Source organism: Herbaspirillum sp. SJZ106, from assembly GCF_006715495.1.
Lineage (GTDB): Bacteria > Pseudomonadota > Gammaproteobacteria > Burkholderiales > Burkholderiaceae_D > Herbaspirillum.
The window spans coordinates 26356-39472 of record NZ_VFNI01000006.1; the positions used below are offsets into that span (position 1 = coordinate 26356).

Here is a 13117-nt window from a genome sequence, read left to right on the forward strand (position 1 = left end):
GTTTACTGATCTTTCGGGTAATGGGTGAAAGTAAAGCTGGACGGCACCTTGCCATCCTTGTCCGCCGGGAACGGCTGCGACTTCATGACGGCCTGGCGCACCGCATCGTCGAAGCCGGGCAGGCCCGACGCCTTGATGGTGCGCACGCTGCGTACCGTTCCGTCCGGGAACAATTCGACAGTGTACTCCCCGGCGGGGTTTCCGCTCAGATTGGCGGGTACATCGAAGATCGTATTGGAACGGATCTTGGCGCGCAGCTTGTTGGCGTAGTCCGGGGTGCCCTTGGGACCTTGCGACTTCTCGGCCGTGCCGCTGCCGCCGGTGGCGCTGGTCGCCTGGCCCATCATCCGCTTCAGGTCTTCCTGGCGGCGCGCCTCGGCGGCCTTGGCGTCGGCAGCCGCCTTCTTCTTGTCGGCGGCTTGCTTCTCGGCATCGGCCTTCTTCTTGGCCTCTTCCTCTTTCTGCTTGTCTTCCTTCAGTTTCTTCTGCTTCTCGGCTTCGAGCTTTTCCTTCTTCTCGCGTTCGGCCTTTTCCTTCTCAGCCTTCTCTTTTTCCGCCTTCTCCTGCTTTTCCTGCTGTTCCTTCTTCTCCAGCTCCTGCTTGCGTTTCTTTTCCTTTTCCAGGGCGATATCGGGCTTCTCGACCTTGGGCTCGTCGATCACCTTGGGCGGCTGCGGCTTGGGTTCGGGCTGGATTTTCGGTTGCGGCTCGGGTTGCGGTTCCGGCTGGGGCGGCGGCACGGGCAGGGGCGCCGCTTCCTTGTATTGCGGATCCCAGATCTCGGCCTCGACCGTCAGCGGCGTCTCGTTCTGCCAGCGGATGCCGATCCAGAAGAACAGGAACAGCGCGACGTGCATCACCAGCGCCAGCGCGATGGCGCGCCAGCGGCCGGGAGGCCTGGGGATGTTGTACGGAGAGTTGTCGCTCATGGTGACTGCTTGGTAACTGCTCACTTGGTGGCCAGGCCGACGCGCGCGATCCCCTGTTTCTTCACTTCGGAAATCACCTGCACCACCTCGTCGTACTTGATGTCCTTGTCGGCCGAGATCATCACCGCCAGGTCCGGATTGTCGGCGTGCAAGGCCTGCAGGCGCTCGGACAGGTCGACCTTGCCGGTCACGGTTTCAGCCTTCTTGCCGCCGCTCTTGGGGCCGTTGAGGCGGATGGTGGCCTGGGTGTTGGGCTTCAGGGCGATTTCGATGTAGTCGGCCGGTGGCTGCGTGGACTTGCCGGCGGTCGGCAGGTTGATCACGCTCGGATTGGTAATGGGGGCGGCGACCATGAAGATGATCAGCAGCACCAGCATCACGTCGATGTAAGGCACGACGTTGATTTCCGACTTGAACTTGCGGGTGCGGCCCCCGCGCATCGATGAGCCTGCCATTAGCGTGCCTGACGTTGCAAGATGTTGGAGAATTCTTCGATGAAGCTCTCGAAACGGATCGCCAGGCGGTCGATGTCGTGCGAGTAGCGGTTATAGGCCACCACCGCCGGAATCGCCGCGAACAGGCCGATGGCGGTGGCGATCAGCGCTTCGGCAATGCCGGGGGCAACCGCCGCCAGCGTGGCCTGTTGCACGTTGGCCAGGCCGCGGAAGGCGTTCATGATGCCCCACACGGTGCCGAACAGGCCGACGTAGGGCGAGACCGAGCCGACCGAGGCCAGGAAGGCCAGGTGCGATTCCAGCGCATCCATCTCGCGCTGGTAGGCCGCGCGCATGGCGCGGCGCGCGCCGTCGAGCAGGGCGCCGTTGTCGGCCGCGCCGCCGCGTGCGGCCACCGAGGCCTTGGCCTTGTTGAATTCACCCATGCCGGCCTGGAAGATGCGTTCCAGCGCGCCGCCGCTGCCGCCCGCCTTGCGGCGGTTGGAGAGGGCGTCCTGGTACAGCGCGGCGAGGTTGCCGCCGGACCAGAAGACGCGCTCGAATTCTTCGGTCTGTATGCGGGCGCTGCGGATGGCGAACATCTTGCGGAAGATGTAGGTCCAGCTGATGACCGATGCAGACAGCAGCAACAGCATCACCAGTTGCACCAGAACGGACGCGTTGGCGATCAGCGAAATGAAGGACAGGTCTTGTGTGACGTTCATGGGGAAGTGTGGCGGCTAAAAGGGCGGCAATTAAAAGGACTGCAAATTGTAAGAGCAAAGATTTCGGTTCCGATACCGGCGCTTGTTAAGAAAAGCTTGCCGGCAGCCGGCATGTTCTTGGTAGCCATGTGCTCATGGCGCATCCTGCCGGGGTAGTCCGGGGGCAGTCTTGATGCGCGACAGCAGTTCTGCGGGAATTTGTTGCGGTCGGAAGCTTGCGGCATCGACGCAGACCACGGTGATGCGTCCACGGGCCAGCAATGTTGCTTCCTGGTTATTTCCGGCGGCGCCGTTCCCCGACGGCAGGCGCCAGGCTTCCTGGACAAATTCAATGGAAGCGTTTCGGAGCTTTTCGACCACGACCGTGAGCTTGAGTTCATCGTCCAGCCGGGCCGGGGAGAGATAATCGACGCTGGTGCCCTTGACCACGAAGATGGCGCCGGTGGTTTCAGCCAGCTGTTGTTGCTGGAAACCGAAAGAGCGCAGCCACTCGGTGCGGGCGCGCTCGAAGAATTTCAGGTAATTGGCGTAGAAGACGACACCGCCGGTGTCGGTATCTTCGTAATAGACTCGGATCTTCCAGTCGAACGGACTACTGGCGGCACTCATATGCTTCTTGTTATTCGGCGAATTGTAGTTGCAGCGGCACGGAAAATGTTGCTTGCATGAAACGGCCAGGGCCCGGTGGAATGTGAGAGCTGCGGCGTTGTGGCACCGCAGCAGACTCCCATTCTACCTCATCCATTACTGTTTGCGCTTGACGTTGAAGGGCGAAAAGCCTTGGCAAGTCGGCATCAGTTCCATGTAATTGATGTTCACATGGGCCGGCATGGTGGCGACCCAGAAGGCCGCTTCGGCGATATCCTCGGCGGTCAGCGGCTGGGTGCCTTCATAGACCTTGGCCGCGGCCGCGTCGTCGCCCTTGAAGCGCACGTTGGAGAACTCGGTGCCGCCGCACAGGCCCGGCGCCAGGTTGGTGGCGCGCACACCGGTGCCGACCAGGTCGGCGCGCAGGTTCAGCGTGAACTGGTCGACGAAGGCCTTGGTGGCGCCATAGACGTTGCCGCCCGGATAAGGATAGGCGCCGGCCACCGAACCCAGGTTGATGATGGTGCCGCTGCCGCGCTTGACCATGGCCGGCAGCAGGGAGTGGGTGATGGTCACCAGGCCCTTGACGTTGGTGTCGATCATGGTTTCCCAGTCCGACAGCGCGACTTCGTGGGCCGGGCCCAGGCCCAGGGCCAGGCCGGCATTGTTGACCAGTACGTCGATGTCCTTCCACTGGCCCTGCAGGCTGGCCAGGCCGGATTCGATCGATTGCTTGCTGGTCACGTCCAGCACCAGCGGCAGCACATTGCCGGCGCCCAGTTCGTTGACCAGTTCATCCAGGCGTTCCTTGCGGCGGCCGGCGGCGATCACCTGATGTCCGTTCTTGACGAATTTGCGCGCCATGGCGGCGCCGAATCCTGCGGTTGCTCCTGTAATCAAAACGACCATCTGCAAATCTCCTGTTGTGGTGCGGGGCCGGCGGCAGCCTTGGCGCGGGCGCTGGGCCCGGCGGGATTGCCGTCCCGGAAAGAAAACGAAATTGTAGCCCAAAGCCGGTTTTTACGAGGGCAGGCTCGCTTTCAGGGCGGGGCGGGCGGTGTTGCGCGATGGCGAACCGTCTTGCTGAAATCGCCCCGTTTCAATACAATGCGCTCACCATTTCGTCTCACGTGACTGGCGAAAAGCCGGAGCATCTCCGGCCAAGATGGGCATCCATCGGGAAGCGTGAGATTTCATCAGCCGTGCGCCTGGGCAGCCGAATGGAAAGTACGACTGAGGCTGCCCGCAATCCTACCTGTTTGGCCCCTCATTCGATTTTGAAGTCGACCCGAATGGCATTGTGCCGCCGTGACGGTTGGTCTTCGGCCGCACCTCATCAATTTGGAGAAACCATGTTTGACAAGAACCAGACTCTCGCAAAAGTCGATCCGGACCTGTGGTCTGCCATCCAAAAGGAAAACACCCGCCAGCAAGAGCACATCGAGCTGATCGCTTCGGAAAACTACACCTCGCCGGCGGTGATGGAAGCCCAGGGTTCGCAACTGACCAACAAGTACGCCGAAGGCTATCCGGGCAAGCGCTATTACGGCGGCTGCGAATACGTGGACATCGCCGAGCAACTGGCGATCGATCGCCTGAAGGCCCTGTTCGGCGCCGAAGCCGCCAACGTGCAGCCCAACTCCGGCTCCCAGGCCAACCAGGGCGTGTTCTTCGCCATGTTGAAGCCGGGCGACACCATCATGGGCATGTCGCTGGCCGAAGGCGGTCACCTGACCCACGGCATGGCGCTGAACATGTCCGGCAAGTGGTTCAACGTCGTCTCCTACGGCCTGAACGACAAGGAAGAGATCGACTACGAAGCCATGGAAGCCCTGGCGCGCGAGAAGAAGCCCAAGCTGATCATCGCCGGCGCTTCGGCCTACTCGCTGCGCATCGATTTCGAGCGTTTCGCCAGGATCGCCAAGGAAGTCGGCGCCTACTTCATGGTCGACATGGCCCACTACGCCGGCCTGATCGCCGCCGGCGTCTACCCGAACCCGGTGCCGCACGCCGACTTCGTCACCTCGACCACCCACAAGTCCCTGCGCGGCCCGCGCGGCGGCGTGATCCTGATGAAGGCCGAGCATGAGAAGGCCATCAACTCGGCGATCTTCCCGGGCATCCAGGGCGGTCCGCTGATGCACGTCATCGCCGCCAAGGCGGTGGCCTTCAAGGAAGCCTCCTCGCCGGAATTCAAGGCTTACCAGCAGCAAGTGGTGAAGAACGCCGACGTGCTGGCCAAGACCCTGATCAAGCGCGGCCTGCGCATCGTCTCCGGCGGCACCGAGTCGCACGTGATGCTGGTGGACCTGCGCCCGAAGAAGCTGACCGGCAAGGAAGCCGAGGCGATCCTGGGTTCTGCCCACATCACCTGCAACAAGAACGGCATCCCCAACGATCCGGAAAAGCCATTCGTGACCTCCGGCATCCGCCTGGGCAGCCCGGCCATGACCACCCGCGGCTTCAAGGAAGAGCAAGCGGAAAAGGTCGGCAACCTGATCGCCGACGTGCTGGACAACCCGCATGACGCAGCCACCATCGAGCGCGTGAAGGCCGAAGTCAAGAAGCTGACCGACGCGTTCCCGGTCTACGGCTGATCATGGCCGCATGACCGCATGGGGGCCGCCAGGCCGCCATGGCTTGTTTGCAGTTCGAGCTGAGCGACGGCGCCCGGGACCGGGCGCCGTCGCTTATCCGCAGTACCATGTGGTTTGAGCGTGTTTGCCAACCAGCAGGCCGGCAGATACGGATAACGCAACAGTAACAACCGCCCATTGCCGCCATGAAGTGCCCATTCTGCAATCACGAAGATACACCGGTGCTGGACACGCGCGTTTCCGAAGACGGCAGCTCGATCCGCCGCCGGCGCCGTTGCGACAATTGCGACAAGCGTTTCACCACCTATGAGCGCATCGAGCTGACGATGCCGGTGATCGTCAAGAAGAACGGCAGCCGCACCGAGTTCGACCCGGCCAAGCTGCGCGGCAGCCTGATGTTGGCGTTGCGCAAGCGTCCGGTCTCGGCCGAGGCGCTCGACGCCGCCATCCAGAGCATCCAGGAAAAGCTGCTGCAAAGCGGTGCGCGCGAAGTGATGTCGGGCCAGATCGGCGAACTGGTCATGCGCGAACTCAAGCGCCTGGACAAGATCGCCTATATCCGTTTCGCTTCGGTGTACAAGAGTTTCGAGGATGTGACCGAATTCCAGGATGCCATCGCCGAAGTCGGGCATGAGCGCAAGGGCGCCAGGAAACGGGATATCTGAAGAATCAGAGGAAGGCGGGTGCCGTTGCGCAGGCCGATATCCGGGCGCAAGGAAATAAAGATGCAAAGATGCGAGGAAATGAAAAACGGCTGCAGATGCAGCCGTTTTTCATGGAATCAAGTCCCGCCTGTGCCGCTGTGCCGGCATCCTGAACCTGACGGTTCAAGTTGGCTGCAGTAGTTCAATTTCGGGTTCATCGGACTAGCGACGCTCACGCCCATCGAACGATCCTACAGCCTATGCTCGTAAATGGTTCAAGGAATATATGGCAACCGCGAACACGGCAGGAGTACAAAGTCTAACGCAATCGGCCGGCGAGTCCAAGGACTTAGTACAAAAATATAACGCGAATTTGTAACGGAACAGGCTTGTGTGCGGGCGTGTTTCCTGCTCTATCTTTCCGGGGCGGCGGCTTCTTGCATTGCGATAACAATTTCATGCCCGCTTGCCGCAATGCCCGTGCCGATGCGTTGCGCATCTGGCAATGCAAGGGCGCGATGGCAATGGGGCGCATCGCGGAGGGATCGCAATAAAAAAACGGCTGTCGCGCAGACAGCCGTTTTTTATTGGCGGCGCGGCCGGAGTCAGAACAGTTTTTCCTGCGGCGCCAACGCCTGGTCCAGCACGTCGTTGATGGCGGCGACCTGCTGTTTCCATTCGGCGATGGTCAGGCCGGCGAACGGGCCTTCGGCTTGCTGGGTGGAGAGCAGTTCGGCGGCGATGCCCAGGGCGGCCATCACGGCGATACGGTCGGTGCCCTTGACCTTGCCGGCGTCGCGGATGGCGCGCATCTTCTGGTCGAGATAGCTGACGGCATGGTGCAAGGCAGCCTGTTCGCCTTCGCGGCAGGCCAGGGTATAGGGCTGGCCCATGATGGTGGCCTGGATCTGGATGACGCTCATGCGGCCTCCTCAGTGGTTTGCGCCGGTTCCTCGGGTTCGGCGGCAGGCAGTTCGGACAGCGCCGCGCTGACGCGCTGGTAGGCTTCATCGATGCGCTGGTTCAATTGCGCATTGTCGTCGGTCAGCGTCTTGACGTGACGGCGCAGCTCGGCATTTTCATCGCGCAGGTTCTGTGCCAGTCGGGCGAGCTGGGCGACTTTGTCGGCCAGTTGTTGGAATTCTGAACTCATCTTGGTGGGTCGCTGGATAGGAATTGAGCGCAATCGCCAATTGTCGAGGATCGCGCAATTATATGCTCATTGGCGGGGTCGGACAGCATATCCAGGGCCTAGTTGCAGCGCGGTTGGACTTTGTTTCAATTCCGTTGCCCGCCGGCGCGCCAGGAAAAGATCAGAGGGCGCCGCCTGCGCTTCAGTCGCCGCACCGGCTGGCCTGGCCGCGGCTGCGCAACTGGGTCTGCTGCAGCACGAAGCCATCGAAGGCGGTCAGCAGCGGGTGGTACTTCTCACTGTTTTTCTCTAGCTGCATCAGCGCATAACCGGCGGCTTCCAGCGTGGACAACTGCTCCGGCTTATGCGCCTTGCGGATCACGTATTGCGACAGCGGCGTGTCTTGCAGCGCCAGCCGCGGCAACGCATGCAGCAAGGGATTCTCATGCAGCATCTTGCGGCTCTTGCGCCAGGTGCCGTCCAGGATCACCAGCCGCAGCCGTTGCTCGGGCGGCTGGCCGTCGATAGACATCGTACGCGCATCGAAGCGGGAGCTGGCCGGCGTGCCGGCATCTTCGGTATAGAGCAGCACCGGCTGCACCGGCAGCTCGATGCCGGCGCCGGAGGGGAGCATCGAAGGCGCGTGCAGCAAGGCATGCAACTCGGCGGGATCGAAGATTTCTCCCACCGCCAGCTTGCTGTGCGGCAGGCTCAGGTGCAGCAGGCGGGCGCTGTTCTTGGCGCTGCCGGCTTCCAGCGGATGCTGCAGGATCAGCACGTCGAAGAGATGGTCGATCGGCGAAATCCAGTGGCAGATGCATGCCGTCTGGACGCGTTGGCAGCGGGAACAGAGCTGGCGGCGAGGCTGGAACGGATCGTGGGACGACATTAACATAGGGGTTTCCTCAATGATGGATGCGGTCGGATGCGGGCGGGCCGCGTTTGCAGGCGCGGTAGCCGATCTGGCGTAAGTTTCTCCAGCGTCCGCCAAATAGTGAAAAAAATCGTTAACCTCACTGAACAAGTAGATTGGCCTTTGAAAATCACCTAGTCAATCGGTGCACATCGAACATTTGCTCCCTGTTTTTCTGGTTGGAATTGAATAATTTCAATGCCGGTTCTTTTTCTTGGCGGCACGGGCAGATGCCGCAGCATGTTCCATCCGGCCCATCCGGCCCATCCGCTGCATCCGGTGCGTCTTAACCATGTCGGTCATCAATGAATAATGCGTCCTAGAAAATCCGCCCAGCAAGATAGCGCCAGCCAGATCGACGATCCGGCGCCGGAGCCGCCCGTCGAGCCGCAACTGGAAGACTGTTGCGGCAGCGGTTGCGTGCCCTGCATTTTCGATATCTATGAACAGGCGCGCGAGCGTTATCTGGCGCAGCTGGAAGCCTGGAAGCAACGCCAGGCCGAGCGCGCCGCCGGCGGCAGGAAATCCCGCCCAAAAAGCGCGAAATGATGTCGCGCCGGCGCCAGGCGGGCCATGCCGCCGGCCGCCGCGGCCTTCATACCTTCAGGTAATCCTCGCGCCCGCCCAGCCAGCGCGCCAGATGGCGCTCGACGATGTCCGGCGCATGTTGCAGCAGCGCCTGCGCGGTGTCGCGCGCCTTTTCCACCAGCCATTGGTCGGTCGCCAGGTCGGCGAAGCGCAGCATGGCTTCGCCCGACTGGCGCGCGCCCAGGAATTCGCCGGGGCCGCGGATGTCGAGGTCGCGCCGGGCGATCTCGAAGCCGTCGGTGGTTTCGCGCATGATCGCCAGCCGCTCCTTGGCGGTGCCGCCCAGCGGCCCCTGGTACATCAGCAGGCACACGCTGGCGGCCGAACCGCGGCCCACGCGCCCGCGCAACTGGTGCAACTGCGACAGGCCGAAGCGCTCGGCATGCTCGATCACCATCAGCGAGGCATTAGGCACGTCCACCCCGACTTCGATCACCGTGGTCGCCACCAGCACATGGATTGCGCCGCGGCTGAAGCCTTCCATCACGATCTGTTTTTCCACCGGTTTCATGCGCCCGTGCACCAGCCCGATGGTGAGGTCGGGCAGGGCGGCCGACAAGGTGGCGTGGGTGTCGGTGGCGGTCTGCAACTGCAGCGCCTCGGACTCTTCGATCAGCGGGCAGACCCAATAGATCTGCTTGCCTTCCAGCGCCGCCGCATGCACGCGTTCGATCACCTCGTCGCGCCGGTTCTGGTCGATCACGCGGGTCACGATAGGCGAGCGGCCCGGCGGCAGTTCGTCGATCACAGACACTTCCAGGTCGGCGTAATAGGTCATGGCCAGCGTGCGCGGGATCGGCGTGGCCGACATCATCAACTGGTGCGGCACGGTGGCATTGTCGGCCTCGGCCGGGTTGAAGCTCTTGTTGCTCTTGTTACGCAAGGCCAGCCGCTGGCCCACGCCGAAACGGTGCTGCTCGTCCACGATCACCAGCCCCAGGTTGTCGAACTGCACCGTGTCCTGGATCAGCGCATGGGTACCTACCACCAGCCGCGCCGCGCCGGACTCGATGTGGGCCAGCGCCTCGGTCTTTTCCTTCTTCTTCTGGCTGCCCGAGAGCCAGGCCACGCCCACGTCCAGCGGCTCCATCCAGGCGGCGATCTTGCGGAAATGCTGCTCGGCCAGGATTTCGGTCGGCGCCATCAGCACCGCCTGGAAACCGCTGTCGATGGCCTGGGCCGCGGCCAGCGCCGCCACCACCGTCTTGCCGCTGCCCACATCCCCCTGCAGCAGGCGCTGCATCGGGAAGGAGTGGCGCAGGTCGGCGCGGATTTCTTCCAGCACGCGCTCTTGCGCCCCGGTCAGCTTGAACGGCAGTTGCTTGATCAGGTCGGCCGTCACCCGCCCGGTCACCGGCAGCGCGCGCGCAGTCTTGGCGCGGCGCGCGGCCTGGGCGCGCTTCAGCGACAACTGCTGCGCCAGCAGTTCGTCGAACTTCATGCGGATCCAGGCCGGGTGCGAGCGCTCGATCAGCGCATGCTCGTCGACATCCGGCGGCGGGTTGTGCAGCAGCCGCACCGACGGTTCGAAGGCGGCCAGCTTGAGCGTGTCCAGCATCGATGGCGGCAGCGTGTCCTGCCAGTCGAGCCGACTCATGGCATTGGCGATGGACTTGCGCAGGTAGGCCTGCGACAGGCCTTCGCCGGCCGGATATACGGGCGTGAGCACATCGGGCAGCGGCGCGCCCTGGTTGACGACCTTGTATTGCGGATGGACCATCTCGGCGCCGAAGAAGCCGTGGCGCAGTTCGCCGCGCACCCGCACCCGCGTGCCTTCGGCCAGTTGCTTGGTCTGGCTGCCGTAGAAATTGAGGAAGCGCATCACCAACTGGCCGCTGTCGTCTCCCACCGTCACCACCAACTGGCGGCGCGGCCGGAACTGCACGTCGCAGGCGGTGACCACGCCCTCCACCTGCACCGTCTGCAGGCCGCGCAGGGAGGCCTCGGCGATGCTCATGAGCGTGGTTTCGTCCTCGTAGCGCAGCGGCAGGTGCAGCGCCAAGTCCATGTCATTGTGCAGGCCCAGCTTGGCCAGCTTGTTTTCGGGTTTGGCGGCGCCGGCCGCCCCGGCTTTGGCGGCGTCCTTCTTGTCCGAGCTCTTGCTCGTGGTTTTCTTCGCGGTAGCGGGCATGCGTCGTGGCGGCGTTGGTCGTGGCGCGTCGGGTGCGGGCGGGTGATATGGATCGCTGATAAACGCTAGCGGGGCAGGCATATGGGAAAAATGCCCCGACAGCGTAAAATAGCGGGTTGGGCGTTATTTTACTGTGATTATTTACAGTATCAATCCCACCGGCAACACTTCTTTGCTTTGCCGTGCGGGCAGAACGCCCCCGATATTTCATCGTACACGCATGTATTCTCTTTCCGACTTCGATTTCGCGCTCCCGCCCGAGCTGATCGCGCAGACGCCGCTGGCCGAGCGCAGCGCCTCGCGCCTGCTGCAGGTAGACGGCGCCACGCTCACTGACCGCCGTTTCGCCGACATCCTCGCGCTGCTCAACCCCGGCGACCTGCTGGTATTCAACGACACGCGCGTGCTCAAGGCGCGCTTTTTCGGCGTCAAGGAAACCGGCGGCAAGATCGAGGCGCTGGTCGAGCGCGTGCTCGATCCCCGTACCGTGCACGCCCAGCTGCGCGCCTCCAAGTCGCCGCCGCCGGGCACCAAAATCCGCCTGGCGGACGCCTTCGACGTCACCGTGGGCGAGCGCTTCGGCGAGTTCTACACGCTGCATTTCCCGTCCGACGTATTCGCGTTGCTGGAGCAATACGGCAGCCTGCCGTTGCCGCCGTATATCGAACACGAGGCCGATGCCTTTGATGAGACGCGCTACCAGACCGTCTACGCCAAAGAACCGGGCGCGGTCGCCGCGCCTACCGCCGGCCTGCACTTCGACCAGGCCCTGCTGGATCAACTGGCCGCGCGCGGCGTCAAGCAAGCCTTCGTCACGCTGCATGTGGGCGCCGGCACCTTCCAGCCGGTGCGGGTGGAAGACCTGTCGCAGCACAAGATGCACAGCGAGTGGTACACCATTTCGCCAGCCACGGTGGAGGCGGTGCGCGCCACCAAGGCGGCGGGCGGGCGCGTGGTGGCGGTCGGCACCACCAGCATGCGCGCGCTGGAATCCGGCTCGCAGTCCGGGCAATTGCAAGCCGGCAGCGCCGATACCCAACTCTTCATCACGCCCGGCTACACGTTCAAGACCGTGGATCGCCTGGTGACCAATTTCCACCTGCCCAAGTCGACGCTGCTGATGCTGGTCTCGGCCTTCGCCGGCTACGACAACATCCGCGCCGCCTATGCGCACGCGATCCAAGAGAAATACCGTTTCTTCAGCTATGGCGACGCCATGCTGCTCACCTGCAACCGAGGCTGACCGATGCTCGAATTCACCCTGCTCAAGACCGACGGCAATGCCCGCCGCGGCCGCGTCAAACTGAACCACGGCACCGTGGAAACGCCGATCTTCATGCCGGTCGGCACCTATGGGTCGGTCAAGGCGATGTCGCCGCTGGAATTGAACGAGATCAACGCCCAGATCATCCTCGGCAACACCTTTCACCTGTGGCTGCGTCCGGGGTTGGAGGTGGTCGGCAAGTTCGGCGGCCTGCACAAGTTCATCGGCTGGGACAAGCCGATCCTGACCGACTCCGGCGGCTTCCAGGTGTTTTCGCTGGGCGAGATGCGCAAGATCACCGAAGAGGGCGTGACCTTCGCCTCGCCGATCAACGGCGACCGCCTGTTCCTCTCGCCCGAGATCTCGATGCAGATCCAGCGCGTGCTGAACTCCGACATCGTGATGCAGTTCGACGAATGCACCCCCTACGAGATCGACGGCCGTCCCGCCACCCGCGAGGAAGCCGGCAAGTCGATGCGCATGTCGCTGCGCTGGGCCAAGCGTTCCAAGGATGAATTCGACCAGGGCGAGAACCCCAATGCGCTGTTCGGCATCGTCCAGGGCGGCATGTTCGAGGGCCTGCGTGACGAATCGCTGGCCGGCCTGAGCGAGCTGGGCTTCGACGGCTTCGCCATCGGCGGCCTGTCGGTGGGCGAGCCCAAGGAAGACATGATGCGCGTGCTGGAACACGTCGGCCCGCGCTTGCCGGCCGACAAGCCGCACTACCTGATGGGCGTGGGCACGCCGGAAGACCTGGTGGCCGGCGTGGCCAGCGGCGTCGACATGTTCGACTGCGTGATGCCGACCCGCAATGCGCGCAACGGCTGGATCTTCACCCGCTACGGCGATATCAAGATCAAGAACGCCAAGTACAAGGATGACGAAAAGCCCTACGACGAAACCTGCGGCTGCTACGCCTGCGAGAACTTCTCGCGCGCCTACCTGCATCACCTGCACCGCGCCGGGGAGATTCTCGGCGCGCGCATGAACACCGTGCACAACCTGCATTACTACCTGCAACTGATGCAGGAGATGCGCGACGCCATCGACGGCGGCCATTTCCAGGCTTTCGTCGCCAAGTTCAAGGAAGACCGGGCGCGCGGCGTTTGAACCTTTGGTTACCTGTCGTCCTGACGAAAGTCAGGATCCAGCGCCGTGCAACTACCGTTGCG

At 63.0% G+C, this 13117-nt stretch carries 14 protein-coding genes, 1 other RNA gene and 1 riboswitch; of the genes, 5 read left to right on the forward strand and 10 right to left on the reverse strand.

All coding sequences use genetic code 11. The features are described 5' to 3' along the window. Window positions 1-2: 2 nt before the first annotated feature. The 5 genes from tolA to FB598_RS17835 all read right to left on the reverse strand — a co-directional run bounded on the left by tolA (window position 3) and on the right by FB598_RS17835 (window position 3585). Complete coding sequence (tolA, locus tag FB598_RS17815) at window positions 3-929, reverse strand: cell envelope integrity protein TolA (RefSeq protein ID WP_141917392.1); 927 nt, start codon at window positions 927-929, stop codon at window positions 3-5. A 20-nt stretch (window positions 930-949) separates the two neighbouring features. Beyond that, entirely contained in the window at window positions 950-1384 is a 435-nt protein-coding gene (locus tag FB598_RS17820; RefSeq protein ID WP_141917389.1) for an ExbD/TolR family protein, read from the reverse strand. Then, window positions 1384-2088: a protein TolQ gene (gene tolQ, locus FB598_RS17825; RefSeq protein WP_141917386.1), complete on the reverse strand. Its 705-nt coding sequence runs from the start codon at window positions 2086-2088 to the stop codon at window positions 1384-1386. The genes FB598_RS17820 and tolQ overlap by 1 nt, the downstream gene beginning before the upstream one ends. A gap of 132 nt (window positions 2089-2220) precedes the next feature. Beyond that, a complete protein-coding gene (ybgC, locus tag FB598_RS17830; protein WP_141917383.1) occupies window positions 2221-2697 on the reverse strand; it encodes a tol-pal system-associated acyl-CoA thioesterase in 477 nt (158 codons plus the stop codon). A gap of 135 nt (window positions 2698-2832) precedes the next feature. Then, window positions 2833-3585, reverse strand: a complete 753-nt coding sequence (locus FB598_RS17835; RefSeq protein WP_141917380.1) for an SDR family oxidoreductase — start codon at window positions 3583-3585, stop codon at window positions 2833-2835. A 211-nt stretch (window positions 3586-3796) separates the two neighbouring features. Next, window positions 3797-3897, forward strand: a riboswitch (ZMP/ZTP riboswitch). A gap of 131 nt (window positions 3898-4028) precedes the next feature. Between FB598_RS17835 and glyA the strand changes: the two genes are divergently transcribed. Beyond that, window positions 4029-5273, forward strand: a complete 1245-nt coding sequence (glyA, locus tag FB598_RS17840; RefSeq protein WP_141917378.1) for a serine hydroxymethyltransferase — start codon at window positions 4029-4031, stop codon at window positions 5271-5273. A gap of 185 nt (window positions 5274-5458) precedes the next feature. Beyond that, complete coding sequence (nrdR, locus tag FB598_RS17845) at window positions 5459-5938, forward strand: transcriptional regulator NrdR (RefSeq protein WP_141917375.1); 480 nt, start codon at window positions 5459-5461, stop codon at window positions 5936-5938. A 116-nt stretch (window positions 5939-6054) separates the two neighbouring features. Here nrdR and ssrS read toward each other — a convergent pair. The 4 genes from ssrS to FB598_RS17865 form a co-directional block, all read right to left on the reverse strand. Further along, window positions 6055-6231: non-coding RNA, 6S RNA (gene ssrS / locus FB598_RS17850), on the reverse strand. 291 nt (window positions 6232-6522) lie between these two features. Further along, window positions 6523-6840 (reverse strand): cell division protein ZapA, encoded by a 318-nt coding sequence (locus FB598_RS17855; protein WP_141917373.1) that lies wholly within the window; start codon window positions 6838-6840, stop codon window positions 6523-6525. Beyond that, the gene (locus FB598_RS17860; protein ID WP_141917370.1) at window positions 6837-7070 is read right to left on the reverse strand and encodes a DUF904 domain-containing protein; all 234 of its coding nucleotides are present in this window, start codon (window positions 7068-7070) and stop codon (window positions 6837-6839) included. Before FB598_RS17860 ends, FB598_RS17855 begins: the two co-directional genes overlap by 4 nt. 181 nt (window positions 7071-7251) lie before the next feature. Then, window positions 7252-7944, reverse strand: coding sequence for a tRNA-uridine aminocarboxypropyltransferase (locus FB598_RS17865; protein ID WP_141917368.1), 693 nt, complete (start codon window positions 7942-7944; stop codon window positions 7252-7254). A gap of 330 nt (window positions 7945-8274) precedes the next feature. On the opposite strand from FB598_RS17865, the gene FB598_RS17870 reads away from it, so the two are divergent. Continuing rightward, a complete protein-coding gene (locus FB598_RS17870) occupies window positions 8275-8511 on the forward strand; it encodes an oxidoreductase-like domain-containing protein (protein WP_141917366.1) in 237 nt (78 codons plus the stop codon). 46 nt (window positions 8512-8557) lie between these two features. Here FB598_RS17870 and recG read toward each other — a convergent pair whose 3' ends face one another. Beyond that, entirely contained in the window at window positions 8558-10681 is a 2124-nt protein-coding gene (recG, locus tag FB598_RS17875) for an ATP-dependent DNA helicase RecG (RefSeq protein WP_141917363.1), read from the reverse strand. Window positions 10682-10901: 220 nt separating this feature from the next. On the opposite strand from recG, the gene queA reads away from it, so the two are divergent. Then, entirely contained in the window at window positions 10902-11924 is a 1023-nt protein-coding gene (gene queA, locus FB598_RS17880; RefSeq protein ID WP_141917361.1) for a tRNA preQ1(34) S-adenosylmethionine ribosyltransferase-isomerase QueA, read from the forward strand. A gap of 3 nt (window positions 11925-11927) precedes the next feature. Continuing rightward, the gene (gene tgt, locus FB598_RS17885; RefSeq protein WP_141917359.1) at window positions 11928-13055 is read left to right on the forward strand and encodes a tRNA guanosine(34) transglycosylase Tgt; all 1128 of its coding nucleotides are present in this window, start codon (window positions 11928-11930) and stop codon (window positions 13053-13055) included. Window positions 13056-13117: the final 62 nt, after the last annotated feature.

Coding starts and splice junctions, on each gene's coding strand:
- tolA (WP_141917392.1), bottom strand. CDS start 929: ATGAGCGACAACTCTCCGTACAACATCCCCAGGCCTCCCGGCCGCTGG.
- FB598_RS17820 (WP_141917389.1), bottom strand. CDS start 1,384: ATGGCAGGCTCATCGATGCGCGGGGGCCGCACCCGCAAGTTCAAGTCG.
- tolQ (WP_141917386.1), bottom strand. CDS start 2,088: ATGAACGTCACACAAGACCTGTCCTTCATTTCGCTGATCGCCAACGCG.
- ybgC (WP_141917383.1), bottom strand. CDS start 2,697: ATGAGTGCCGCCAGTAGTCCGTTCGACTGGAAGATCCGAGTCTATTAC.
- FB598_RS17835 (WP_141917380.1), bottom strand. CDS start 3,585: ATGGTCGTTTTGATTACAGGAGCAACCGCAGGATTCGGCGCCGCCATG.
- glyA (WP_141917378.1), top strand. CDS start 4,029: ATGTTTGACAAGAACCAGACTCTCGCAAAAGTCGATCCGGACCTGTGG.
- nrdR (WP_141917375.1), top strand. CDS start 5,459: ATGAAGTGCCCATTCTGCAATCACGAAGATACACCGGTGCTGGACACG.
- FB598_RS17855 (WP_141917373.1), bottom strand. CDS start 6,840: ATGAGCGTCATCCAGATCCAGGCCACCATCATGGGCCAGCCCTATACC.
- FB598_RS17860 (WP_141917370.1), bottom strand. CDS start 7,070: ATGAGTTCAGAATTCCAACAACTGGCCGACAAAGTCGCCCAGCTCGCC.
- FB598_RS17865 (WP_141917368.1), bottom strand. CDS start 7,944: ATGTTAATGTCGTCCCACGATCCGTTCCAGCCTCGCCGCCAGCTCTGT.
- FB598_RS17870 (WP_141917366.1), top strand. CDS start 8,275: ATGCGTCCTAGAAAATCCGCCCAGCAAGATAGCGCCAGCCAGATCGAC.
- recG (WP_141917363.1), bottom strand. CDS start 10,681: ATGCCCGCTACCGCGAAGAAAACCACGAGCAAGAGCTCGGACAAGAAG.
- queA (WP_141917361.1), top strand. CDS start 10,902: ATGTATTCTCTTTCCGACTTCGATTTCGCGCTCCCGCCCGAGCTGATC.
- tgt (WP_141917359.1), top strand. CDS start 11,928: ATGCTCGAATTCACCCTGCTCAAGACCGACGGCAATGCCCGCCGCGGC.